Source organism: Bacillus salacetis, from assembly GCF_049177075.1.
Classification (GTDB): Bacteria; Bacillota; Bacilli; order Bacillales; family Bacillaceae_B; genus Rossellomorea; species Rossellomorea salacetis_A.
This window is the reverse complement of the sequence record NZ_CP185377.1, coordinates 1,207,741-1,233,255: the sequence shown is the minus strand read 5'-3', so window position 1 is coordinate 1,233,255 and position 25,515 is coordinate 1,207,741. Positions and strand designations below refer to the sequence as shown.

The window sequence follows — 25,515 nt, the reverse complement described above, 5'->3', positions numbered from 1 at the left end:
AAAGGAGTGAAGTCTTGTATGTCTCAAAATAATAACAACTTCCCGCCGCAGCACCAGGATCACCAGCCTGGAACTGAAAAGGAAATGCACCCGCAGCCAAAATACATGGATGATAACTACAAAGGAAGCGGAAAACTGGATGGAAAGGTCGCTCTCATTACCGGAGGTGACAGCGGAATTGGAAAAGCTGTCGCGCTTTACTTTGCAAAAGAAGGTGCTGACATTGCGATCGCTTACCTGGAAGAAGATCAGGACGCCCAGGAAACGAAGGACCTCATTGAGAAGGAAGGTAGAAACTGCTTATTATTCGCAGGAGACCTTGGAAGCTCTTCCTACAGTGCTGAAGTCGTTCAAAAAACAGTTGACCATTTCGGAAAACTGGATATTCTGGTCAACAATGCAGCGGAACAGCATCCGCAAAAAAGCCTGTTGGACATCACCGACGAACAACTGGAAAAAACATTCCGTACCAATGTTTTCTCTTTCTTCTATCTGACAAAAGCAGCTCTTCCCCATCTGAAGAGCGGAAGCTCCATCATCAATACCACTTCCGTCACTGCTTATGCGGGAAATGAACAGCTGCTTGATTATTCTTCAACAAAAGGAGCCATCGTGGCATTCATTAGATCTCTTTCCCAGTCGCTGGCATCCCAGAACATCAGGGTCAATGGCGTTGCTCCAGGACCTATCTGGACACCACTAATTCCTTCAACTTTCCCTGAAGATAAAGTAGCCAAATTCGGAGCCGATACACCTCTTGGAAGAGCCGGCCAGCCATTCGAACTCGCACCTGCTTATGTTTATTTAGCAAGTGATGACTCCCAATATACAACCGGCCAGGTCATTCATGTCAATGGCGGGAAAATAGTTAACGGATAAGATTTGATCTCCGGAAAAACAGCCCTTTGTGCGGGGCTGTTTTTTTGATGGAGGTTTGGAATTATATGGTATCACAGAGAAAAGGAGTGATGTCTATTGAAGTTAAAAGAAAGAGTGGAATCGGATGAATTAATGATTTACCGTTCATTGAATTCCCGCAAAGATTTAAATGCTAAAGAGAAACAATACTATGCAGGGCTGGAGAAAGGTTTTGCCGGGGAGAAACTTTTTGATGAATGGTTGAAACCGGTTTTAGAGAATCGGATTTTGCTGCCGGATATGCAGTTTATGCCAAATAATACATTTGTTCAAATTGATACCATTTTGTTAACTTCTAAAGTCATCTATTTATTTGAAGTCAAAAACTATGAAGGGGATCATATCCTGAAAGGCGATAATCTCCAAAGGATTGACGGCACAAATACCAAGAATCCTATTCTTCAACTAAAACGGAATGAACCTGTCTTACGCGGAATCATGGAAAACCTTGGTTACACCATCCCCATTCAATCCATTGCCATCTTTGTTAATCCACGCTTCCATCTTTACAACGCCCCTATTGATCTGCCAATCATTTATCCCAATCAACTAGAACGATTCATAGCAAAAATAAGAAAGTCTTCTTCTTTCTTAAAAAGGAATCATACAGAAATTGCATCCAATTTGATTTCTAAGACTACTGCCACTAACCCGTATACCCAGCTTCCTGATTATCGTTATGACGAATTGAAAAAGGGAATCCTTTGTCCTGGCTGCAGAAAGTTTTATACTTACTATTCCAAGAACTTAAATTGCCACTATTGTAATCACCAGGAGGATTCTTATTCAGCCGTATTTAGAACCCTGGAGGAATTTATGAGGTTGTTTCCTGAGAGAAATTTAACCGTTTCCCTAGCTTTGGAATGGTGCGGAATAATAAAAGATAAGAAAACAATCAAGCATTTCCTTTCCAAGAACTTTAAACTAGTCAATTTAGGCAGGGCCTCCTATTACGAATAAGCTCGTGTTTTAGTTTACCCTCTGCATTTAGCTTCTTTACGGGCCAACACCCCTTCCGTTTTTCTTTCTGATTGGCCCGGTAACTCAGTTTACGGACCAACACCCCCTCCGCTTTCCTTTCTCATTGGCCCGGTAATCTACTTTACGGGCCAACACCCCTCTAATTTCTCTTCCCCATTGGCCCGGTAATCTACTTTACGAGCCAACACCTCCTCCGTTTTCCTTTCTCATTGGCCCGGTAATCTACTTTACGGGCCAACAGCCCCTCCGCTTTCCTTTCTCATTGGCCCGGTAACTCAGTTTACGGGCCAACACCCCCTCCGCTTTCCTTTCTCATTGGCCCGGTAACTCAGTTTACGGGCCAACACCTCCTCCGTTTTCCTTTCTCATTGGCCCTGTAATCTTCTAAACGGGCCAACACCCCTCTAATTTCTCTTCCCCATTGGCCCAGTAATCTATAAATCACAAACTACCAAACACAAAAAAAGCCAGCCCTAAAGGCCAGCTCAATCTATAGAAGCTTACTCCGTATCCCCGTTCACATTCGTGCATGAAAACCGCTCTACTATTTTATGGGGAATCGTAATCCGTTTGACCGGTTCTCTCGGATCCTCGACCTTCTGAATCAAGTTCCTTGCTGCCTGATACCCCAAATCAAAAATGTTAATATCGACAGAGGTCAGTGGCGGGCGGGACATTTCAGCCAGCATCACATTGTTGAAACTGATGATGGAGATGTCTTCCGGGACCCTGATTCCCATTTCATTCAGTGTATTCAACACACCAAGGGACATTAAATCATCGGCAACCACTAATGCTGTTGGAGGGTTTTCAAGATTCATTAACTCCTTAACCGCTTCCTGACCGCCTTCTCTTAGAAATTCTTCATGGACGATGTATTCATCTCTTAGAGGGATCTCTGCGTTCCTCAGTGATTTCTCGTAACCGAGCAGGCGCTCGACAGTCACGACAAGATTTAAATCTCCGCCTACAAACGCGATCCGGTCATGACCGGCATCCAGCAGGTAGTCTGTCACTTCTTTTGTTGCCCTGAAATTATCATTATCGACATGAGTGATTTCATCAGCATCCTTGAATGGCTTCCCAATCACCACAAAAGGGAAATCTCTTTCTTTCAAATACATCATGACTTTGTCTTCGACTTTGGAATAGAGAAGGACAATCCCGTCCACTCTGCCTCCTTGCACCATCTGGACAATCCCATCGTATATTTCCTGTTCGCTCTGGCCAGTTGTCATTTGCAAAGCGTACTGTTTTTCATGAGCCCCTTCACTTAAGCCGCGAAGGACTGTTGGAAAGAACGGATTCTGAAAAAATGTATCAGCCGAACCTGGTAATACGAGACCAAGGACCTGAGTGGATTGGTTTGCCAGACTCCGGGCAATGAAGTTGGGATGGTACCCCAACTGCTTCATTGCATCTCTTACTTTTTGTTTCGTACTCTCGCTTATACGGGAATTGTTGGCTATCACTCTGGATACAGTCGATGGAGCAACATTAGCCAGCTTTGCCACATCTTTTATTGTTACAGCCATATCTTTCTCTCCCTCCCCTGAAACCGCTCTCATAAAACTTCCTTCTTTTTTTAAAAACGGGTTGATTCCGGCTGCCGCAGCAGGAGGAATCAACCGCGCTGAGAACTTATATTATTTTATTCGGCCTTCCGCTTATCACGGCCTTTTTTCCATACGTAGTAAAGGAAAATCATGAAGATGATATATACTGCCGTCAGCGCTCCAATAAATCCGTAATTCAATCCGCTTCTTGGAGAAAGCACATAAATTTCAGCCTTTTCCCTGTCAAGAATGATATCGTAAGTATCTCCGTCAGCACGGACCAGGTCATCTTCGACAAGACCCCTAAGCTCCATTCCTTCAGGCAGCTGAGGTGAAGTGAGTTTCACACTTTGAGACTTACTGGTATTATTGACTGCTACGATAATCGTCTCGTTTTCATCTTCTCGTTTGTAGACCGCCATTCCATCCTCTTCGTAAAGGAGCTCCATGCTTCCTCTCGTCAGGGCTGTATGGCTGTTCCTTATCTCACCGAGCTTTGTGATATATTCTATCAATACTTCATCTGCCTTGAAACCCATCAATTTGCGGTTATCAGGATCCTCTCCCCCGCTTAAGGCAATTTCTGACCCATAATAAACAATCGGCAGTCCAGGAACTGTATACATATATGCGAATGCCAGCTTCCAGCGGGTAGCCGGATTTTGGTTATTCTGTGTGATTAAATTCGTGAATCTGACCATATCATGGTTATCAATGAACGTTCCCATCAAGTAAGGATTTTCAAAATAGGTTTGATTATATTGCCAGAAGTTAAATAATCTATCCATATCCACATCCGGCTTCTGGAAAACATCGCGCATTTCCCTTGCCTGCGGGAAATCTGCAAAACCATCGATGCCGACTCCCTCATATTTGGCTATGTTGCGAGGGTCGTAATCAAACACTTCACCTAATAAATAGAAATCTTCTTTTTCAGCTTTTACCGCATCTGAAAATTCTTCCCAGAAATCCTGCGGGACATGTCTAACGGTATCCAGGCGGTACCCGTCAATATCAGTTTCCGTAATCCACCAGCGGGCAGCATCAAGAAGGTATTCTCTCACTTCAGGATTTTCCGTATTCAAGTCAGGCAAATCATACAGCCAGGCATTTTGCAGGCTTTCATCATCATTCATATCCATTGGCTGCTTTTCATGGAACCAATCTTCTTTTTCAGGATCATTAAGCCATTCATGGTTCGGACCCACATGATTGACAATAAAGTCCAAAACGATTTTCATATCGCGTTTATGAGCCTCATCGACAAGTTCCTTGAATTTTTCGATAGACCCAAAGTGTTCATCGGTATTATAGAAATCCTTAATCCAATACCCGTGATAACCCTTTTCCTGGTTATCAAAGACGGGAGTAAGCCAGATGGTAGTGAAGCCCATGTCCTTTATATAATCAAGCTTATCAATGACACCTTGAAAATCACCGCCTTGATAGGCTTTCGGGTCATCCCTGTCTACATCGAAGTCATTGGACAGATCTCCATTATTAAATCTGTCTATCATCAAAAAATAAATAGTTTCGTCTTGCCAAGTACGTTCTTCTTTTTCAGCAGCTCCTGCAGGGAGGGCGTAAAAAAGAAGAAACGGGATTAGAATAAGAGATAAGACTCTTTTTTTCATCTCCGCTCCTCCTTAAATTTTATAAGTTTACGCCTTTAAGATTATCCTTTTGTCCCCCCGGCCGTCAATCCGGAAACGAAGTATTTTTGGAAATACAGGAACAGTAATGCGATCGGGATTGCAATTAATACAGAGCCTGCAGCGAAAGTAGTGAATTCCGCCCCGAATTGTTTTGCCACCATATCGTAAAGGGCTACCGGCAGTGTATACTTATCTTCCGTTCTCAACAGGATGCTGGCAATGATGAAATCAGCAAATGGTGCAATGAAAGAAAATAGAGCTACAACGGCTATAATCGGCTTAGCCAAAGGCATGACAATTTGGAAGAAGATCCTGAAATGCCCCGCTCCATCCATTTTTGCCGATTCATCAAGTTCCTTAGGAATTGTATCAAGATACCCTTTCATCAACCAGGTATTCATCGGAATCTGGCCGCCGACATAAACAAGAATCAAACCAAGGTGGGTATCAAGCAAATCTGTAACAAGTGCCAGTACGAAAATCGCAATCAAGGCAGCAAAGTTAGGAATCATTTGCAGGATCAGGAATGTCATCAATCCATTTTTTCTACCGACGAAACGGTAACGTGAGAATGCGTAAGCTGTCAGGCTGACCATCAATACAGTCAAAGCCATTGTCGATAAACTTACTTTCAACGAGTTCCAATACCAAATCAGGTAATTGCTATTTTCCAGGTCGAATAGTTCTTTATAATGTGCCAGTGTCGCATTTTTTGGAATGATGCTTGAACCGGATAAACTTTGTCCAGGGTTAAATGAAGACCCGACAATCCAGGCTACCGGATACAAGATGACCGCGAACATAATGGCAATGGCTATATACGATAGAGTTAATCTGATGATTTTCTGTTTTTTTAAATTCATATTACATCATATCCTCTTCTTGGAATGATTTTGTTCTTCTGAACTGCCATACCGCTACTGTAATAACAATAATAGATAGCAATAGTGTAATGGCAGCTGCTTTAGAATACTGAGCAGATGTCATGGTCAAGCTGTATATCCAGGAAATCAGGATATCCGTTCCACCAGCATTCTGGCCTGTTAATGCAGGACCTCCGCCATTAAATAGGTAGATAACATTAAAGTTATTAAAGTTAAAGGTGTATTGTGTAATCAAGATCGGCGCAGTCGCAAACAATACCAGCGGAAGCGTGATGTTCTTGAATTTTTGAACGCTTGACGCCCCGTCTACTGTAGCGGCTTCATAAAGCTCATTGGGAATCGATTGAAGGACACCCGTTGTCATTGCAAAAATAAACGGGAAACCGAGCCATGTCTGGATGAAAATCAATGCAATTCTTGTATACAGCGCTTCCGTCATCCAAGGGAGGTCGCCGATTCCAAAGAACGAGAGGATGTCCCTGTTTATGGTACCGAACGATTCGTTGAACATTCCCGCAAAGATCAAGATGGAAACGAATGCTGGAATCGCCCATGGTAAAATGAATACCGTACGGATGATTGCTTTTCCTTTCAGGTCCTTCTGGTTGACCAGGATCGCCAGGAAAATCCCCAGTGCCACCTGTGTAGTAGTTGCACCGAAAGTCCAAACAAGTGTCCAAGCTAATACAGAAAAGAATGTGCTTCTCCAAATATCGATTTGGAAAATATCAATGAAATTTTGAATACCTACCCAATCCACGAGCTTTGCTGGCGGTGAATGGTATAGATCATAGTTCGTGAATGCCAGCAGCACAACGAAGATAATCGGGAATATAACAACAAACACTAACAATAGAAATCCAGGTGACATAATTAAGTAAGGAAAACCGTTATCTATAAGATTACGGTACTGCTCCCTTATAGTGCTTAGTTTTTCACCACGGTCTCTCTTTTCGCCGTTTTTAAAGGCATCGTAGAGATTAAAAGCATAGAAGCCTAAACCGAATAAGATAATGATAATTGCCAGGATACCATATACCATCAGGAAGACGGAATGGTCATAATACGGTGCGCCTGTATCTTCACCCAGCGTGAAGATTCCCCATAGACCGTAATCAATTAAATCACGGAATACAAAGATAAAAGCCGCAGCCATTATAAGAAAGAATCCGCCCTTAAGTTTTTGATTGTTGTAGAACTGCCCCAAACCGGGTATCAATGAAAGGGCAAGAGCTGTTTTACGATGTTTAGTTTGATAGGAATTTTCAGCCATCCTAAATTCCCCCTTCTTCTCTTTATATTTTTTTATAAGCTTCAGAAGCTTCATCAAGAAAGAAATCTCCTTCTTCATGAAGTTCCTGAATATCATTTGCAATTCAGCACTTATCCTATACAGGAATATAGAAGACTGACCCGGCAAGGAGTCAGTCCCCTCTATTATTTTTTAGTTTGAATGGTTCGCTTGAATGTTCTGCTCGATCTGATCAACTGCTGAATCCAAAGCAGCTTTTGGTTCCTGCTTGCCAGTTACCACTGTTTGAAGAGCATTTGCCATAGGTTCCCAAACTGTTCCCATTTCAGGGATGTTCGGCATAGGTACAGCATTTTGAGACTGTTCAGCTACAGCTTTGGCACCTTCATTTTCTGCAATTGCAGGGTCATCGACTAGAGCGACGTTTGTTGGCACCTCTTGTGTTTGTTCGAAGCGAAGCTTAGCATACTCATCTTGAGTGATGAATTCGATGAACTTTTGTGCCCATTCCTTGTTTTTGGAATAGCCGGATACATGCCATCCTTTAACACCCATGAAAGTTTTCATCGGCTCGCCGTTTGGAAGCTTAGGCATAGCAGAAACTCCGATATCGATTCCTGCATCTTTATAACCTTGGAAAGCCCACGGTCCGTTCATGACAGAAGCAACTTTTCCTTCATTGAACAATCCGTCTAAAGCAGCTCCGCCGTTTTCGCCTACGATCCCTTTAGGGAATAAGCCTTCTTCATACCATTTTTGGATATATTCTGCACCTTGTACAGCACCTTCGTTATTCAAACCAAGGTCTGCAGGATTTAATGCGCCATCATTTTCAGCGAATACATATCCGCCGTATCCTCCGATTGGAGCGTGTGCAAAGTAATAGTTATCCCACAAAGCAAGGAATCCAAAGTTTCCGTCTTTTGTAAAATCTTTCGCAAAATCGTACACTTCATCCATTGTTTCCGGTGCTTCTTCCATTAGTGCTTTGTTGTAGATGAAAACCGGTGTTTCTGAAGATTTCGGAAGACCATATAGTGTTCCTTCATAAGTTTGCGCTAAGATAGAAGACTCTGAATAACGGTCGATTACATCTTGTTCCACATTCAGCTCAGCAATATGACCTGCAAGAGCCATTTCTCCGATTTGGTCATGCGGCAAAGTCAATACGTCTGGGCCTGTCCCAGCCGGACCATCCAGACGAAGCTGTTCTTTCGCTTTAGTAGCCATTTCTACTTCTTTCACTTCAAGCTCGATGCCGTATTCTTCAGTAAAAGCGGCACCTACTTCGTCAAGCCATCCTGATTTGTCTTTATCTTCCCAAATGACTAGTTTTTCTGGTTTATTCGCATCATCTGTTGTATTTTCTTTGTCGCCTTCGCTATTGTTTCCTGCCCCTTCTTCACGATTAGGTCCGCAGGCAGCCAATGCGCCTAAAACCAGCATGATGATCATCAATAATGATAGTGCTTTCTTCATTCTGACCCCTCCTGAGTACAAAAAAATTATATTGAACAACCGTTTGCACAAACTAGCAAAAAATAAAGGGTTTAAGATACCGCTTTCAATTTGTGAAACCGATTGCACAACCTACCCCTATTATAATGCTAATATTTTTTTTGACAATACTTTTTTTGATTTTTTTTGAAAACGTTTTATCATTTGCCGCTTAAACTCTGAATTGACTTTGAGATTGATATGGAATAACCTTTAAATGAAATTGAAATAGGAGGATGGACAATGCAATTAGAAGCTATCTACCATAGACCAAAAGATAATTATGCATACGCTTGCACTGATAAAGAGTTACATATCCGAATCCGTACCAAGAAAAAAGACGTTAAGACCGTTACATTGCTTCACGGAGATCCCTATGAGTGGAAAGAGGGAAAATGGATCTATTCTTCCCTTCGAATGATCCACACAGGAGCAGATCAGCTCTATGATTACTGGTTCGCTTCAATAGAACCGCCTTTCCGAAGACTCCGCTATGGTTTCCTTTTGGAAGATGAGCAAGAATCGCACTTTTTTGGTGATCGCGGCTTCCTCCCAGAACCGACGAATGATGTAGGAGATTATTTCTGCTTTCCTTTCCTTAACCCGATTGATGTTTTCACCGCCCCTTCATGGGTCAAGGATACAGTCTGGTATCAAATCTTTCCTGAGAGATTTGCCAATGGAAATACAGATTGGGATCCTGAGGGCACTCTGCCCTGGGGGAGCACCGATCCGAAACCGGATAATTTCTTCGGCGGAGACCTGGAAGGCGTCCTAGAAGGAATCCCCTACTTAAAAGAACTTGGAATTACCGGTATTTATTTTACACCGATTTTCAAAGCTTATTCGAACCATAAATACGACACTATCGATTACTTTGAACTTGATCCGCAGTTCGGCAGTAAAGAAACGCTGAAAGAATTGGTGAAGGTGTGCCATGATAACGGAATCAAAGTCATGCTGGATGCTGTATTCAACCACAGCGGATTCTATTTCCCGCAATTTCAGGATGTTTTGGAAAACGGTGAACAATCAGCTTACAAGGATTGGTTCCACATAAGGGAGTTCCCTTTAAAGAGAGAACCTCTTCCCAATTACGATACGTTTGCTTTTGAACCATCCATGCCAAAGCTGAATACTGAAAATCCTGAAGTCAGAGACTACCTTCTTGAAGTCGGGCGTTATTGGATAAAAGAGTTTGATATCGACGGCTGGAGACTTGACGTGGCAAATGAAGTGGACCATTCTTTCTGGAGGGAATTCAGGAAAGAAACGAAAGCAATAAAACCGGACTTATATATCCTCGGTGAAATCTGGCATGACTCAATGCCTTGGCTCAGGGGAGATCAATTCGATGCTGTCATGAATTATCCCTTTACGACCAACATCCTCAATCTATTTGCCAAGGAAACAATAAATTCCCGGCAATTCGTGGAGAGCATGACTCAGGTTGTTCATATGTACCCTAAAAATGTAATGGAGGCGGCATTCAATCTCGTCGGAAGCCATGACACCCCCCGTATCCTTACCGAGTGCAAGGATAACAAGGAAAAAGTCAAACAGATTTTTACCTTGATGCTTACTTTTATAGGGTCGCCATGTATATATTATGGAGATGAAATCGGTCTGACAGGCGGAGCTGACCCCGGATGCCGGAAGTGTATGGAATGGGAAAGCGGAAAGCAGGACAGCGAACTGTTCGCCCATATCCATAAGCTGATCTCTTTAAGAAAAAAACACAGGCTTCTTGCAAATGAGGGTACATTCACCTTCCTGCCAGTGGATATTAATGAAGATTGCATCGCCTATACAAAATCTGATGGGACCAAAACGGTTGTTGTCATAGTGAATTCAACGGACAAGAAAACTGTATACCCGCTCCCATTCAACTTGAAAGGCAGAAAAATCACCGACCTCTGGCAGGATGACGAGTTTGCTGCCGACTCGGATGATATCGCGGTTGAACTGGAACCTTTGGGCTTTAGTATCCTGCAATTTTAATCACTCCCTCCCGGTCATATGTTGGGCTTCCGGGGGGATTTTTCTTTTAAGACAAAGTTATGCATCCATTCTGCAGAATAAGTTTTAAAATTTATTTCAATTTCCGAACTTTCTTTGGGATTATCAGTTATAATTAAGAAACCATAACTTTGTTTACCTATTAAACTATCATTAAGAAAGAGTTGAATGGCATCATGAGTTTAGATAAGAAAAAGCTTAGTCTATATGCATTGACCTGGCCCATTTTCATAGAGATTTTTTTACATATGCTGATGGGAAATGCCGACACCTTGATGCTGAGTCAATATTCGGATGATTCCGTTGCGGCTGTTGGTGTATCGAATCAGGTATTATCCCTGATCATTGTCATGTTTGGGTTTGTAGCTACCGGGACTTCCATACTCGTTTCACAGAATCTGGGAGCCGGCAAAACACATACTGCCCGGGAAGTTGCTGTTGTTTCATTGGGTGCCAACCTCCTTTTTGGATTCGTATTAAGCGTCCTTATCTTTGTCTTCAACGACCAAATCCTAAACCTGATGGATATCCCTCAAGAACTGCACGGTGAAGCTTCCTCTTATTTAACCATTGTTGGTGGTTTCTCATTTATCCAGGCACTGATCATGACAGCCGGCGCAACACTAAGAAGCTATGAGTTTACTAAAGATGCTATGTATATAACGATAGGCATGAACATCTTGAACATCATCGGTAACTACCTGTTCATTTTCGGTCCTTTCGGAATTCCAGTTTTAGGAGTAGAAGGGGTTTCAATCTCGACGGTAATCAGCCGGACAATCGGACTTGCGGCAATAACATTTGTTCTTGTAAAGCGGATTCCTGGGATCTTCTCCATCAAGCAGTTATTCCCGGTCCAGCACATTAAAGATCTATTAAGAATCGGAATCCCTTCAGCAGGAGAGCACCTCTCCTACAACGGTTCACAGATGGCCATCACCTACTTCATCGCTATCATGGGTACCGAAGCTCTAACAACGAAAGTTTATGCACAGAACCTGATGATGTTCATATTCCTGTTCGCTCTCGCCATCAGCCAGGGAACCCAGATCATGATCGGCCATATGGTCGGGGGCAGGGACTTCAAAGGTGCCTACGAAAGATGTATTAAGAGCCTTAAAATCTCAATCATCATTTCTTTATGCATGGCCGTCATATTTGCTCTTTTCTCCGGACAGCTCTTAAGGATTTTCACCAGCAATCAGGAGATCATCTACCTAGGAAGCATACTCATTTGGATGACCATCATACTTGAACCGGGCAGAAGCTTTAACTTGGTCGTCATCAGCTCACTGCGGGCAGCTGGTGACGTAAAGTTCCCCGTTTATATCGGAATTCTTTCTATGTGGGGAGTAAGCGTCCTTCTGTCCTATTTATTGGGAATTGTTTTTGGTCTCGGGTTAATCGGTATTTGGATTTCCTTCATTGCTGATGAATGGCTCCGTGGACTGATTATGCTCAGGAGATGGCGGTCAAAAGTTTGGATGAAGAAAAATTTTATCGACAAAGCAGAATCAATGTAATTTTAAAAGAGTGGAGACTAGTCTCCACTCTTTTTGTTATCTTTTTTAACATTAAATCGCTTTCATTAAAATTTATTGGTTGATTTTTTAAACAATTCAGAATATGATATAAACCATAACTAAAACATGTTAGGTTTTCTCACATGTAAATAAGGAGATGAAAAGAATGAAGAAAATTGAGGCCATTATCCGGCCGGAGGTATTCCAAGCACTTAGAGAAGGGCTGGCCGCCAGTGGATTTAACGGTTTAACAGTTTCTGAAGCTGCAGGCTGCGGAAAACAAAAGGGAAAACAAGGCCTTTTCCGCGGAAACACATTTGAAATTGCTCTTTCTCCTCGTGTAAGGGTTGAAATGATTGTAGAAGATGGCGAGACAGAGGAAATTGTTGATTTGATCTGCCAGTACTGTTCAACCGGAAATGTAGGTGACGGCAAAATTTTCATATCGGACATTCAGGAAGTTGTCCGGATCCGTTCCAAAGAACGAGGAAAGCAAGCCTTTATTTAGAACGATTGCCCGCTAATACACTTCTATATTCGTCTAACAGAAACATCCACCCGCCCTTTTGCCTTGTATCAATCACAAATTCAGGAGGAACAAAATAATGCTGAAAAAAGTGTCGTGCTTATCTGCTTTTCTTTTGTTAACCGCCACCCCCGCCTTCGCTGCCCCTACCGCCCAAAGTGTCCAGACATCCGTTGATGGCATGTGGGTAATGGTCGCCGCTCTATTGGTTTTCTTCATGCATGCAGGTTTTGCAATGGTTGAATCAGGTTTTACCCGTTCTAAGAATACCCTTAATATCCTGATGAAGAACTTTTTGACAATTTCAATAGCCTCCATCCTTTATTTTCTGGTCGGTTTTGGATTAATGTTTGGAAGCTCAGCTAACGGGCTCACAGGAACGGATGGATTCTTGTTGGCAGGACGCGATGATATCGGATTTTTCGTCTTTCAGGCCGTATTTGCAGCAACTTGTGCAACGATCATATCGGGAGCTGTAGCTGAACGGATGAAACTGAGAAGCTATATGCTGATCACCGTTGTCATCACTGGTGTTATCTATCCTGTTGTGGGCCATTGGGTCTGGGGCGGCGGTTGGCTGTCAGAACTTGGCTTTGTTGACTTTGCAGGTTCCACGGTTGTTCACCTGAGCGGTGCTGTAGCCGCCTTCGTTGCCGTCCTTTTCCTTGGACCGCGTATCGGGAAATATACAAACTCAAAAGTAAATGTCATCCCTGGCCATAATATCCCTATTGGAGCACTCGGCGTCTTCATCCTATGGTTCGGCTGGTTCGGATTTAACGGGGGCAGCACCCTCGCAGCGGATCCGGAACTTGTCCCGCGTGTCATTACCGCCACATTGCTGTCTGCTTCAGCGGCAGTTCTATCATCAGCGTTCTACACAGTCTTCCGCTATAATCGTATCGACCCTTCCTTGACGTTGAACGGTGCCTTAGGGGGATTAGTCGGAATTACCGCGGGCTGTGCCAATGTTTCAATCGGCGGATCCATTTTCATCGGATTAGTTGCCGGAGTCCTGCTCGTGGAAGGTGTCAGGTTCATTGAAGTGAAATTAAAGGTGGATGATCCGGTGGGAGCGATCGCTGTACATGGGCTTTGCGGTATCTGGGGAACACTGGCGATCGGGTTTTTCGATGTCAGCAACGGATTATTCTATGGAGGAGATGCTTCCCTTTTAGGAACTCAGGCTCTTGGGGCAGCAGCAGTGATTCTCTGGGTCGCTGTTTCTACTGGTGCCGTGATATTCCTTGTGAACAAAGCTGACAGCATCCGTGTATCCAGCGAGGATGAATTGGCCGGCCTCGATTTTTCCGAGCATGGAGCTACGGCTTATGAACTAAGCGAAACCGTCCTGACTTCCCATTCTAATCAGCCAAATACCGCTTTTGGAAAAGAGCTGGTCCGTAAACTCGATGGTTTGAGCGGTACATCTACAAAGAAACAGTATCATTAATATAAGTTTAAAGTTTCCCCTTCAGCAAGCTGAAGGGGCTTTTTTATTTAAGAAAGCCCATACCCTTCAAAAGGGTATGGGCTCTGTATTATGATCAATCTACAATATTAATATTATAATCTTTGAACCACACATGTATCTGCGCCAGATGAGCGAGGAGCTGAGGTCCCGTCATCAGTTGGCCGAACCATGGTGTTTTAAATGCTTCTCCGTTTGTTTCAACTAAGGATTTCAGCTGTCGATGGTCAAAAAGTTCATACAACGCGCTTGATTTATCCTGCAGTATTTCATCAAGCCATGTTTTTACCAGCGAGGTATAGACTGGATGATGCGTTTTTGGATATGGACTTTTTTTGCGGTACAGGACATCATTTGGGAGCGTTCCTTCAAGTGCTTTTCTAAGGATCCCCTTTTCCCGGTTCTCATGCATTTTCATTTTCCAAGGAATATTCCATACATATTCAACCAGGCGGTGGTCGGCAAACGGCACCCTTACTTCCAGACTTGCCCCCATGCTCATTCTGTCTTTTCGATCCAGAAGGGTGGTCATGAACCAGATGATATTGAGATAGAACAATTCTCTTCTCTTGGCTTCAATGGCAGTTTCCCCTTCCAGTACAGGTGTTTCGGATACCGTTTCAGTATATTTAGCAAGAACATATTCTTCAAGATTCAATTTCTTGCGCAAGTCGGCTTTTAATAAGGATTGTCTTTCCTCTACTGATCTCATCCACGGAAAGCCTTTGCGCTTAAAATCTTCTTCATTATGGAACCATGGGTAACCGCCGAATATCTCGTCTGCACATTCCCCTGATAATCCAACAGTAAATTCATTTTTGATTTCCCTGCAGAACCATAGCAGGGATGAATCAACGTCCGCCATACCGGGCAGGTCTCTCACATGTACAGCCTCTGTCAAATGGTTCTTTAATTCTTCTTGTGTAATGATACAGTTATGATGTATGGTATGAAACTTCTCTGACATTATATTAATCCATTTACTATCAGAGTCAGGCTGGAATTTATTCGACTTGAAGTATTCATCGTTGCCTTCATAATCTATAGAATACGTATGCAGATTTCCTTTCCCTTCCCGCTGATACGATTCTGCTGCAATCGCTGTGATGGCGCTTGAATCGAGTCCACCCGACAAAAATGTGCAAAGCGGGACATCTGATACCAATTGTCTCGTTATACTGTCCTTTACCAAAAAGCCGACTTGTTCCACGGTTTCATCGAAACTGTCGGTGTGTTCCTCACTTTTCACATTCCAATATCTCCAGATCTTCAGACCATTTTTGGAGAAGGTCATCGCATGCCCGGGCCTCAATTCTTTCACACCTTTAAAAACTCCCGATCCTGGTGAACGTGACGGCCCCAAACCAAGAACTTCCGCCAATCCCTCTCTATCCACTTCTGCAGCTACTGATGGATGCGCCAGTAAAGCCTTCAATTCAGACCCGAACAAGAGTCCATTGTCTTTTTCTGAATAGAATAAGGGTTTGACCCCAAGCCGGTCCCTTCCGATAAATACCTGCTGTTTCTGACTGTCCCATACAGCAAATGCAAAGATCCCGTTTAAATGATCTACACATTCTTCCCTCCATTCGATATAGGAAGTCAAAAGCACCTCTGTATCAGAATGCCCTTTAAATGTATAACCTTTCGAAAGCAGCACTCTTCTTATATCTTCTGTGTTGTACAACTCTCCGTTATAACAAATGACAAACCTTTGCCCCGCCTTTTCTTTTGCCATTGGCTGCTTTCCGCCTTCCGGGTCCACAACCGTCAACCTCTTATGGCCGAATGCCGCATGGGTGTCCAGCCATACATTCGAATCATCTGGTCCCCTTTTGGACAGCGTTTCAGTCATGGACTCCAAAACTTTTCCCGCACTTCGCAAATCTCTCTTATAGTTGATCCATCCTGTTATTCCGCACATGCTTTTCATCCTTTCTATTCCAGGCAAAATTGGGCTAGATGCAATATGGATTATCATATGCAATCTTCAGAAAATGGTTAATTGTCTTATTTCATATTTACTTTAAATGAATATGCTAAATTAGACCCAAAATGTAGATAATGTTGATATAACATCTTCAATAAGGGGGGAAATGGGTGAATAACCTGTATAGAAAAAAGCTCCTTCAGCGGCAAAATCGCTCCTACACACTAGGAACTGTAGAATACATTCATAATCAATGGGTATTTTTTGATGATGAGTTGGATGAAGCAACGGACCTGGAATTTTATACACAGCAGGAGGTCGAAATTTACCGGGAACAAGGTTGGGAAAGAGGTATATTAGAGCCTGATGGCATTGTTAAAACTGCCTATGACAAAATGAATCTCAAAGATACTGAGACCATCCGTATCAAAAAATCATTGATTTTTTCATTGGAAATGCTGATTGAGGAATTGAATGATGATTCTTTTTTTCAGTTCCTGACGAGCCTGAATTCTCTTGATTTCTCATTATATGACTGTATATTCTGTCATAATCACCTCTCTTTCCTTGAGAACAGGAAAATAAGAGAAGGGGTGAACTTTTTGACGTTTGATAACGGAGAAAATGTTTGTTCAGTCCAACACCACTTTACTTACTATAAGAAGCAGCGTGACCGATTTGAATTCACCTTAAGTACAGGAAAGAGGATTGTTATCGAAAAGTTTGAATAAGGAAGCTGACTGGAAAAGAAGAAATTGGGATCCCCCAGTTTCTTTTTTTGTTTTTACTATTCCTTGAATCTACAAACAAAAAGCTGCTGCCCTGAGGCAAACAGCTTTTTGGTTCAGTCAAAGGACTTTCTTTCCTCTTCCTTTTGACGTTTAATCGCTTCCTTCAATTCTTTTTGAGTTAACAAAGGTGTGTGCCGGTGGCTGAAAGCAGCTTTTACATATAAAACAAATATGGAGATTACCGCTATTACAACACAAAGTATCCATACGCCCAAAATGTTTTCACACCCCGTATCCTATTAACCATTGCTCATTAAAAATGCTTGGGAATTCTTCATCCACTTTTCCATATCCTGCGCTGAAACCGGGCGGGATATGAAGTACCCCTGCCCAAGATCACAATTCAAGTTGTCGACCAGGATAAGTTGTTCGCTGGTTTCAATGCCTTCTACGACCACTTGCATCCCCAATCCCTTGCCCATCATTGAAACCGCTTGGACAATGGCATAGTCGGGACTGCTTTCTTCAATATTTTGCACGAATGACTTGTCTATTTTCAACACATGAAGCGGCAGATGTTTCAAGTAGCCCAGGGAAGAATAGCCTGTCCCGAAATCGTCAATGGCAATTTTCACTCCTAAAGCTGACAGCTCTTCCATCCTGTCGATTGTATGACCCGAATGCTGAATCATCACACTTTCTGTCAATTCAAGGCATAAACTCTCAGGGGACAATCCCGATATCTGCAAAGCATGATTGATTTCATTTGTAAATGAAGGTTGTTGAAACTGGTTGGCTGATACATTTACCGAGATATAAAAATCCGGAAACCCTTCTTCCTGCCATTTCTTCGCTTGCTTACAGGCCTCCCTGAGCACCCAGCTGCCGATTGGCCCTATCAGTCCGGTTTCTTCTGCTAAAGGAATGAAGTCCATTGGAGAAACGACACCTAAATAAGGGTGGTTCCATCTGAGCAATGCCTCAGCCCCAATGACTCTTCTTCCACTCAGCTCAACGATTGGCTGATACACGATGCATAGTTCTTCTCTTTCCAAAGCTTTGCGGAGATAACTTTCCATCTTAACCTTTTCCATGGCTTTTACATTCATTTCATTAGTATAGAATACGATTTGGTTTCCGCCATTCGATTTCGCCCAATTGAGTGCAGTATCAGCATTTCTCAGTAAATCCGATAGATCCGTTCCATGGTCAGGATACAATCCAACCCCAATGCTTGCTTTAATATAAAATTCCTGATTACCATGTATGATCGGCATCTGCAGGTGTTCAGCAATGGATTCGGCTACTTGCTTGACCCTCTCATCACTGACATTCTTACTGATCAGGATAGTAAATTTATCGCTGCCGAATCTCCCGAGATAGGCACCCTTAGGCAGCACATTCTTAATCCTTTCCGCCAATTCGATAAGGATTCGGTCACCGGCAGAATGCCCTAGTGTATCGTTGACCAATTTAAAACGATCGATATCCAGAAAAAGAATACCCAGCCTTCTTTTTTTCTTTTTAGCCCTTTCAATGAATTCTTCCGTCAACTCCCTGAATTTAACCCGGTTGGGAAGTCCGGTTTCAGCATCAAAATATGCTAATTGAGTAATTTTTTCTTCTGTCTTTTTTTGCTCAGTAATATTCCTACCAATCCCAAATAATCCTACACACTCTCCATCAACGGTAATCGGGATATTCTTAATATGAAATAACTGAACTTCTCCTGATTTGGATGGAATCCAGACATCATAAAACTGCTCTTTTCCGGACAGCGTCCTGTAAAAATGCCTTTTGATACGCGGGACATCTTCTTCAAAAATAAATGATATTGATAATTTACCGATCAATTCATCCTCCGTATAACCAAACGTTTTAAGGAATGTAGGGTTGACAGAGTTGAATCTTCCTTTCAAATCCGTTGAATAGACAAAATCCGTATTGTTTTCAAACAAGGAACGATAGTATTCCTCAGAGATTTGGATGTTTTCGTTCAGTTTCTGAATATCATATGAGGAGGCATTGATCAGCTGGGTTAAGGATACCCTTGTATTCCCCTCTGGTGTTAGGGTGTACTGGAACCTTTCCAAATCCAGAGACTGCAAATTGTCCTTTTCAGAAATGGCTAAATAAGTCAGGGAATGAGAATACAAATCAGGGACTGATTCTTCATGCATCAGGATTTCTCCGTGTGAGAAGAAACCGGATATAGTCGAGATATCCCCCATCATCTCCATTTCAGACTCAGCGAAATCTTTAATGAATTGCTTACGGGCCACACAATTAAAAACAAACATAGCTTCAACCGGTTTTTTCCTTAAGCGGTTAAATTCTTTTAGTGAACAGTCCACAATAGATTCAAGATCGGCAATCGCGAAAGTAAGACTCTCCCCTTGGTTTACCTTTTTACTCATCTCCATGGAGCCATTATCGTTGATTCTTAATGGAAACAACGTTGAACTAGTCCCCTTTCGATTGACAAGGAAAGGAAATTCCACCCCTGATTCCGGAAGACGGGAAACAAAACTTTCCCCCAGATAATGCTTTAATACCTTCAAAGGCTTTTGATGATCAATCTTTTCTATGACTGCACCTTTTGCTTTCGTAACAGTCAGCGGCCTTCCTACTTCTTTCCATTGCTCATTGATGAACGTTTGAACGTGCAGATTCGAATTATTCAAAGCTGCGGCAACCACCCCGTTCTTTGATTCCCCGTTTTCGGTCATCACAATGGATTGCTTTTTGCCCGCAATGTCGATTGACACTCCTCCCCCTACGGGAATTTGAGGCGTCACAGAGTGAAACCCTTCAAGAATACCGTGCAGGTTCAAGTTTAAATGACTTGCAAATATGATGACGGCCTTCGTTTCCATATCAACAAGTTCTTCAGCAAGCCGCTTGCCTGTATTAAATCCATCACTGGCGCCATTCACTTCTATAAGTTTAGAAACCACTTCCGTTTCCTCCAGCACAGTAAAGGACAAAACAGGAACATCATTTATAATTTCACCATCCATGATCTGTCCTTCGGTACTGCACCCAATAAGGGCAGCTCGCGGCAATACGGAAAGGACTTCCGCTCTCAGGCTCTTTGCCTCATCCATGGAAGCTTGTCCCAGGAACATTTGCACCAGAACAGTCGGGTACATATCTATGTCATTGCAGCTGATGTACCGCACCAGTTCCTCTTGTGAAGAATATCTATGATTGAATGATTTAGCCATTGACACACCACCACTCTTGTACCGATCTATGTTATTCAGATTCTTTAAATATGTATAAGCAGATTAATAGTTCATTTCTTATATCAAAAATACCATAATTTTCAGGTTTAATGTATAGAATTTTCGATATTTTTGGTGAATGATGAAGAAATTTGCGATTCTGTTCGATTTCCTAAAAAAAAGACTGCCCTTTTTTGAGGACAACCTTTAACACTTGTTATGCCAGGGACCATAATCCCAATGGAAGCCAAACTCCCAGATAGATGGTCACGATGAGGGCTATAATCAATTGAGCCCAAAAAATACCTGTACTCTTGCCTTTGTTCATTCGGACTAAGATCATTTCGAACATTGTAATCACCCATAATCCACCAAGCAATTTTAAACCGTATTGCATCGGGAAGACTCCCTGGTGCTTCCAGAATAAAAGAGCTCCGGTCAGGATAATCAACAGGTAAAACAGTCTCAATGTCATATGAACAATTTTCATAGCCTTCTTCTTGCCGCTCTTATGTAAATACACTGCTGCAAAGAACAAAATAATGCCGATCACCCAAGTGGTAATATGGGCATGGGTATTATCAAACATGTTCAAATCCTCCTTGATCATTTCTTAACATCCTCATTATCTTACCATACTCGCCTTCACCAGCACGAATTATAGCCGGTTCCGACATAATATTGTAACTTCTACTTGATGGTATTGGTCAGAGTGCCGATTTTATCTATGGTAATTTCTATTCTATCTCCGGATTTCAAAAATCTAGGAGGCTTGAAACCTTTTCCGACCCCTGAAGGAGTCCCTGTTGCAATGATGTCCCCAGGTTCAAGCGTCATCCCTGCTGACAGCTCTGCTATAATTGTTTCTATTGGAAAAATCATGTCGCTCACACTAGCCTGCTGACGGACCTCACCATTCACAAGGGTCCTGATGGATAGCGATTCCGGCTCCTGAATTTCATCTACTGTAACGATATAAGGTCCCATTGGACAAGTAGTATTAAGACTTTTTCCGAGAAAAAACTGCTTATGCTTCTTTTGAAGATCCCTTGCCGTAATGTCATTCAGGATTGTGTAGCCAAAAATATAGCTGCGGGCATCTTCCTCAGAGATATTGATTCCTTTTTTACCTATGATGACGGCCAGCTCGCCTTCGTAATCCAGCTGAGATGTTAAGGAAGCGTGGGATTGGACCATCGCCGATGGACCTGTTACTGAAGTGGTGGCCTTTGTGAAGATCATGATATGTTCTGGAATATCTGCCTCACTGCCCATTTCAATTGCATGCTCACGATAATTCTTGCCGACACACATGATATTCTTTACAGGTTTGGTGATCGGAGACAGAAGAATGACGTCCTCCCAATCGTATAAAAATCGGGACGGGTCCTTGAGCTCACTGCCGAAGTTAATCAATTCCGTGACCCGTTTCAAGAAATCCTCTCCACCTTGGATGACATGGAGCAATGCAGGCGGCAGCTCGTGTTTACCATCATATTCTTTTTCAAGCTCTTTCAAATTCCAGATGGTCTTTCCTGTTTCTCTTACCGCACCAAATTGTTCCTCTCCATTCACTTCAAACGATAAAAGTTTCATGACTCACCCTGCCTTTATAAGTAATTATTAAAATCATTCTCCAAAAGACTTGCTCTGCACCTTTTTATAGGTTAGGATTCTCCATAATTTCTCCATCGGCCCTTGACCGAACTTTGAAAGCCATAATTCAGAAATGATCACTTGTATGAAGAATATTCCTGCTGCAAGCCATGTTCCAGTCGCCAAAGTCACTTCTCCATATAAACCCAATCCGTAATTATAGAATATCAGGGTTCCAATGATCGATTGAGCCAGATAGTTGGTCAGCGACATTCTTCCTGCAGCAGCCAAAGGCTTAAGGACTACTGAAATTTTTCGATTAATCAATAATAATGCCAATAGAATCGCATATGATACTGATAAGAATGGAGCTCCAAACATATCCTGAATATAGGAGTAGGCGACATTTGCTTCTACTGTAAACGGAAGTGATTTCAGCAGAAGTCCCACACTCGAGAATATCACCAATAATGTTATCCATAATTTTTTGTTTTCTGTTATCCGTTCAAGGATATGTAATTTACCTGCACCCGCACCAATCATCAACATCGGTAATATCGAAAGTAACAAAAATATGATATTTCCAGGTCCATTTACATTATACCAATCTTCAAATCTCTGAAGGAAGATCTCTTTAAATCCTCCATTCCCATACGCTTCTATGGAATTTGTAATGTTCGTCAGGTCTGAATAAAAAGCCACACCTGTCTGGTCTGTCAAACTCACTAGAAGCATTAAAATACTGAAGAACATCTGGGGCAGCAAAAATAACAATGAACCTGTCCAGATGAGTGCTTTGCCGGACATTTTCATGAATAAAAGTAAGAGCAATCCGAATAAAGCATAATTGAACAGGATGTCCCCGGACCAAATCAAAAATGCATGTACACACCCAATGAGTAAAAGAACAAGAAGGCGCCTGACAGCAAGCGGATAAAAATTAGTCCCTCTTTCCAGTGACCTTTCTTGTTGAATGGCCAGCCCGTATCCAAAAAGCATGGCGAACAGCGGATAGAAACTGGATTGAACAAGGATATCTATCCAGGGAAAGACCAGTTGATCTTCCGGCGCTTTCCACCAGGAATACTGGTCAATATACAAAAATGGTGAATGAAAAGAAATCATATTAATAATGAATATTCCCAATAACGAAAAGCCCCTTATCACATCCAATGAAAGTATTCTTTCTTTTTTAGCAACCGGTTGAAGTACCTGCATGATTCTGTCTCCTTCTTAAACTTTTCTATTCCCTATTGTAACCTGTTTTGGATAATTAGGCGATTATCACATCCACCGCTTTTTCTCATAAGATACAGTATCTAATACAGTAGAAAAGGTGTGAACAGTATGCCGGCTTTTGTAGGAGCTGTTCAAGTTGTCAGTGTAGGTTCAAGCGGTGTCTTCCATATTGGGGACGTATTCCAGATAAGACCTGTATCGAGTGCCAAAACCTTTGCAGGAGCAGGCTCATTCATCACCGGAGAAGGAATTTCCGTCTACAATGAAAGTTCTGTTACCTACACAATCGATGATGATACTCTTGATCAAGGAAACTACTTAAATTTGTGAGTGTGATGATGATGAAACTTTATGTTCAACAGTCCATTCATATACAGATGATCAAAATCGGCGGAATGTCCAATTCTTCCGTTTTTCAAATCGGTACCTCAGGCCAGATCCTGCCCAATTCATATTTATATAACACAGGGGGATTCCTTGAACCTGCACCACAGCCTGTAAAAAACGGGAAACCGCCAACATTGAGTGCAGGCGCAGAAGATATAGTCGTGCCACTGGCCTCCCCTTCACCAAGTTAACTTTAGAGAAAGAGGTGACAATATGCAGCAGTATTATACATTTCAACAGATATATCAATATATCGCTGATTTAAACAAAAGAATACAGAACCTTGAGGCAATCATCGATGAGCTGCAGAAAGAAGTCTCTTCTCTTAAAGATAAACCTTCCATCAATGTGGAACGGATTGAATATAAGTTTGACCAATTAAAGGTTGAGACCCTTGAGGGAACCCTTAATATCGGATTGAATCCCAGTGATATGGAAAAAATCGAGGACCTTGCTGTGGAAACAAATCCTAATCCGGCTGTCCCCGTTCCCCCAGTTAAGCAGGTTGATTCGGAAGACATCCAAAGTTCATTGATGCCCAGAGTGATTGACTATATCGATAAAGAAGTTCCGGGAATCATCAGTGATACCGAACTCCAACTAGGCACCTCATTGGATGATTCATATCACTCGTTAATAAAAGAGGACATCAAAAAACAGATTGCCCAAAGGATTCAATTTTATATCCAAACGATGCCACGGCAGCAAGAGATACAGAATGGAGACACCTCCTCCTTTGAGGACAAGATTCTGGCTAAGGTCAAAACGGATATTAATAATGCAATTTATTCCTTCATGGCAAACCTTCCGGATAACTTGAAAGGAGCTGCAAACAATGAACCTCCAAGTAATCAATCGTGAGTTATGTGTGAATTCTGTAAAGATTGAAGCAGTAGCCAGTTCTTCTCTGTTTCTTGTCGGTGATGCGAATACCATCCAGCTTGCCTCTACGTTCGATACACCGGCAGAGTCACTGCTCATTGGTCCGTTTGTACCGCTCACTCCAAAAGGATGATGATTGATGAGTTATCGATACTCCATAGTGAATGATATCAAACTGAGGACAATTTCCTTCAGTGCTGTACTTGAAATCGGGGATTCTACAGAGATCACTTCGTACCAAAGAGCATTTGCTGTGCAGCGAGAGAGGGAGATTTTCTTTTCTAGTGAAGGAGATTTCAGTCAGTATCCCATCTATAGTGAACCGATTCCCCTTCCGCAGCCCACTGTCCCAGTAAATTTAATAAAATTAGATGAGAGGCCGATTGTGGTCAACACAATTGATATCATCGGTACCTCTTTTTCATCAGTTATCCATATTGGCCAAACCTGCAATGTATTCATGGAATCAAGAGTGAAGAATGTAAGGCAGCTCAGGCCCCGTGAAGAAGAAGTAGTAGAAGAATTAACAATTTCCCAGAGTTCTTCATAACTTAGGAATATAACTCAATATGAAAATAAAGGATGTTTTTATATGCCGGCTATAATAGGCCCTGTCCAGATTCTGAGTGTAGGCGGAGGGAATGTCCAGTTCGGGGATGCCGGAATAATTTCTCCTAAATCCAGCCAAAAGACTACTGCAGGTTCCGGCGGTTTCAATACAGGTCCATTCCAGCTTACGTATAATGTATTCAGTGCAAACACAACCTTCGATTGCAATGTCATTGACCAGCCGATTGCAGGCAATAATTAAGGGAAGGCAGATGAATTCATTTCATCGCTTTCCCTTTTGTTTTCTTTCATTTGATTTTTTGGATTTGACCAGTTTGGTGGCAGGCTGTTTCCGTATCCATTTAATGAATTTCGCTATTTTTTCATCATTCCCGAGGCTCTCTATTGTCGATAATCTTGCTGCAAGCTCTTCATTCGTATAAAGTGAGTGGATTTGTTTATGGCACGCTCTGCATAGCTGGGCTGTCGGAAGGAACGTTCCGCCTTCTTCCTTGGGTGTAAGATGATGCCTGGTTGTCTCGACTTCTTCCCTAAGACAGAGCTCACACGTTCCCACAGTATTTTTCCCCATCCTAATCACCCCCTGCTTAGTCTTCAAGTTGGGTTAAGTTTATTCTCAGTTTTCTCCTGTGTTTTCCCTTGTTTGACCATAGTATAACCAAAATAACAGA

General features: G+C 42.3%; 24 protein-coding genes. 13 read left to right on the top strand and 11 right to left on the bottom strand.

Annotated features, from left to right (window positions below; all coding sequences use genetic code 11):
* The first annotated feature begins 18 nt into the window (after nt 1-18).
* Together ACOJQI_RS06210 and ACOJQI_RS06205 are read left to right on the top strand one after the other, a co-directional pair.
* Nucleotides 19-879: an SDR family oxidoreductase gene (locus ACOJQI_RS06210; protein WP_421384147.1), complete on the top strand. Its 861-nt coding sequence runs from the start codon at nt 19-21 to the stop codon at nt 877-879.
* Nucleotides 880-975: 96 nt separating this feature from the next.
* The gene (locus tag ACOJQI_RS06205) at nt 976-1,878 is read left to right on the top strand and encodes an NERD domain-containing protein (protein ID WP_421384145.1); all 903 of its coding nucleotides are present in this window, start codon (nt 976-978) and stop codon (nt 1,876-1,878) included.
* Nucleotides 1,879-2,399: 521 nt separating this feature from the next.
* Here ACOJQI_RS06205 and ACOJQI_RS06200 read toward each other — a convergent pair.
* From ACOJQI_RS06200 to ACOJQI_RS06180, 5 genes are all read right to left on the bottom strand, one after another.
* The gene (locus ACOJQI_RS06200; protein ID WP_421385405.1) at nt 2,400-3,434 is read right to left on the bottom strand and encodes a LacI family DNA-binding transcriptional regulator; all 1,035 of its coding nucleotides are present in this window, start codon (nt 3,432-3,434) and stop codon (nt 2,400-2,402) included.
* A gap of 116 nt (nt 3,435-3,550) precedes the next feature.
* The gene (locus ACOJQI_RS06195) at nt 3,551-5,089 is read right to left on the bottom strand and encodes an alpha-amylase family glycosyl hydrolase (RefSeq protein ID WP_421384143.1); all 1,539 of its coding nucleotides are present in this window, start codon (nt 5,087-5,089) and stop codon (nt 3,551-3,553) included.
* A gap of 41 nt (nt 5,090-5,130) precedes the next feature.
* Nucleotides 5,131-5,973 carry a sugar ABC transporter permease gene (locus tag ACOJQI_RS06190; protein WP_421384142.1) on the bottom strand — a complete coding sequence of 281 codons (843 nt, stop codon included), beginning with the start codon at nt 5,971-5,973 and terminating at the stop codon, nt 5,131-5,133.
* 1 nt (nt 5,974) lies between these two features.
* Complete coding sequence (locus ACOJQI_RS06185; RefSeq protein ID WP_421384140.1) at nt 5,975-7,267, bottom strand: carbohydrate ABC transporter permease; 1,293 nt, start codon at nt 7,265-7,267, stop codon at nt 5,975-5,977.
* Between the two features lie 171 nt (nt 7,268-7,438).
* Entirely contained in the window at nt 7,439-8,725 is a 1,287-nt protein-coding gene (locus ACOJQI_RS06180) for an extracellular solute-binding protein (RefSeq protein WP_421384139.1), read from the bottom strand.
* Nucleotides 8,726-8,986: 261 nt separating this feature from the next.
* Between ACOJQI_RS06180 and ACOJQI_RS06175 the strand changes: the two genes are divergently transcribed.
* The 4 genes from ACOJQI_RS06175 (at nt 8,987) to ACOJQI_RS06160 (ending at nt 14,264) form a co-directional block, all read left to right on the top strand.
* Complete coding sequence (locus ACOJQI_RS06175) at nt 8,987-10,744, top strand: alpha-glycosidase (RefSeq protein ID WP_421384137.1); 1,758 nt, start codon at nt 8,987-8,989, stop codon at nt 10,742-10,744.
* Nucleotides 10,745-10,938: 194 nt separating this feature from the next.
* On the top strand, nt 10,939-12,285 hold the full coding sequence (locus tag ACOJQI_RS06170; protein ID WP_421384136.1) for an MATE family efflux transporter: 1,347 nt from the start codon (nt 10,939-10,941) through the stop codon (nt 12,283-12,285).
* 166 nt (nt 12,286-12,451) lie between these two features.
* Nucleotides 12,452-12,793 (top strand): P-II family nitrogen regulator, encoded by a 342-nt coding sequence (locus ACOJQI_RS06165; RefSeq protein ID WP_421384134.1) that lies wholly within the window; start codon nt 12,452-12,454, stop codon nt 12,791-12,793.
* Nucleotides 12,794-12,890: 97 nt separating this feature from the next.
* On the top strand, nt 12,891-14,264 hold the full coding sequence (locus ACOJQI_RS06160) for an ammonium transporter (RefSeq protein ID WP_421384132.1): 1,374 nt from the start codon (nt 12,891-12,893) through the stop codon (nt 14,262-14,264).
* 94 nt (nt 14,265-14,358) lie between these two features.
* On the opposite strand, the gene asnB is transcribed toward ACOJQI_RS06160, so the two are convergent.
* The gene (asnB, locus tag ACOJQI_RS06155; RefSeq protein WP_421385404.1) at nt 14,359-16,206 is read right to left on the bottom strand and encodes an asparagine synthase (glutamine-hydrolyzing); all 1,848 of its coding nucleotides are present in this window, start codon (nt 16,204-16,206) and stop codon (nt 14,359-14,361) included.
* A 176-nt stretch (nt 16,207-16,382) separates the two neighbouring features.
* Here asnB and ACOJQI_RS06150 point away from each other — a divergent pair, with 176 nt between their 5' ends.
* The gene (locus tag ACOJQI_RS06150) at nt 16,383-16,943 is read left to right on the top strand and encodes a DUF2777 family protein (RefSeq protein ID WP_421384131.1); all 561 of its coding nucleotides are present in this window, start codon (nt 16,383-16,385) and stop codon (nt 16,941-16,943) included.
* Nucleotides 16,944-17,242: 299 nt separating this feature from the next.
* Here ACOJQI_RS06150 and ACOJQI_RS06145 read toward each other — a convergent pair whose 3' ends face one another.
* The 4 genes from ACOJQI_RS06145 to ACOJQI_RS06130 all read right to left on the bottom strand — a co-directional run bounded on the left by ACOJQI_RS06145 (nt 17,243) and on the right by ACOJQI_RS06130 (nt 22,984).
* On the bottom strand, nt 17,243-20,170 hold the full coding sequence (locus ACOJQI_RS06145) for an EAL domain-containing protein (protein ID WP_421384130.1): 2,928 nt from the start codon (nt 20,168-20,170) through the stop codon (nt 17,243-17,245).
* Nucleotides 20,171-20,387: 217 nt separating this feature from the next.
* Nucleotides 20,388-20,759, bottom strand: coding sequence for a YisL family protein (locus ACOJQI_RS06140; protein WP_421384129.1), 372 nt, complete (start codon nt 20,757-20,759; stop codon nt 20,388-20,390).
* A gap of 101 nt (nt 20,760-20,860) precedes the next feature.
* Nucleotides 20,861-21,766 (bottom strand): fumarylacetoacetate hydrolase family protein, encoded by a 906-nt coding sequence (locus tag ACOJQI_RS06135; RefSeq protein WP_421384128.1) that lies wholly within the window; start codon nt 21,764-21,766, stop codon nt 20,861-20,863.
* Between the two features lie 33 nt (nt 21,767-21,799).
* Nucleotides 21,800-22,984: a DUF418 domain-containing protein gene (locus tag ACOJQI_RS06130; RefSeq protein ID WP_421384127.1), complete on the bottom strand. Its 1,185-nt coding sequence runs from the start codon at nt 22,982-22,984 to the stop codon at nt 21,800-21,802.
* Between the two features lie 129 nt (nt 22,985-23,113).
* Here ACOJQI_RS06130 and ACOJQI_RS06125 point away from each other — a divergent pair, with 129 nt between their 5' ends.
* Genes ACOJQI_RS06125 through ACOJQI_RS06100 form a run of 6 tightly spaced genes read left to right on the top strand, consistent with a single transcriptional unit; the run spans nt 23,114 to nt 25,085 of the window.
* The gene (locus tag ACOJQI_RS06125) at nt 23,114-23,335 is read left to right on the top strand and encodes a spore germination protein (RefSeq protein WP_421384126.1); all 222 of its coding nucleotides are present in this window, start codon (nt 23,114-23,116) and stop codon (nt 23,333-23,335) included.
* 11 nt (nt 23,336-23,346) lie between these two features.
* A complete protein-coding gene (locus ACOJQI_RS06120) occupies nt 23,347-23,583 on the top strand; it encodes a spore germination protein GerPB (protein WP_421385403.1) in 237 nt (78 codons plus the stop codon).
* Nucleotides 23,584-23,605: 22 nt separating this feature from the next.
* Entirely contained in the window at nt 23,606-24,253 is a 648-nt protein-coding gene (gerPC, locus tag ACOJQI_RS06115; RefSeq protein WP_421384125.1) for a spore germination protein GerPC, read from the top strand.
* Nucleotides 24,228-24,407, top strand: a complete 180-nt coding sequence (locus ACOJQI_RS06110; protein WP_421384124.1) for a spore gernimation protein GerPD — start codon at nt 24,228-24,230, stop codon at nt 24,405-24,407. Before gerPC ends, ACOJQI_RS06110 begins: the two co-directional genes overlap by 26 nt.
* A 6-nt stretch (nt 24,408-24,413) precedes the next feature.
* The gene (locus ACOJQI_RS06105; protein ID WP_421384123.1) at nt 24,414-24,824 is read left to right on the top strand and encodes a spore germination protein GerPE; all 411 of its coding nucleotides are present in this window, start codon (nt 24,414-24,416) and stop codon (nt 24,822-24,824) included.
* 42 nt (nt 24,825-24,866) lie between these two features.
* The gene (locus ACOJQI_RS06100) at nt 24,867-25,085 is read left to right on the top strand and encodes a spore germination protein (protein ID WP_006837409.1); all 219 of its coding nucleotides are present in this window, start codon (nt 24,867-24,869) and stop codon (nt 25,083-25,085) included.
* A gap of 21 nt (nt 25,086-25,106) precedes the next feature.
* On the opposite strand, the gene ACOJQI_RS06095 is transcribed toward ACOJQI_RS06100, so the two are convergent.
* Nucleotides 25,107-25,415, bottom strand: coding sequence for an HNH endonuclease (locus ACOJQI_RS06095; protein ID WP_421384122.1), 309 nt, complete (start codon nt 25,413-25,415; stop codon nt 25,107-25,109).
* Nucleotides 25,416-25,515: the final 100 nt, after the last annotated feature.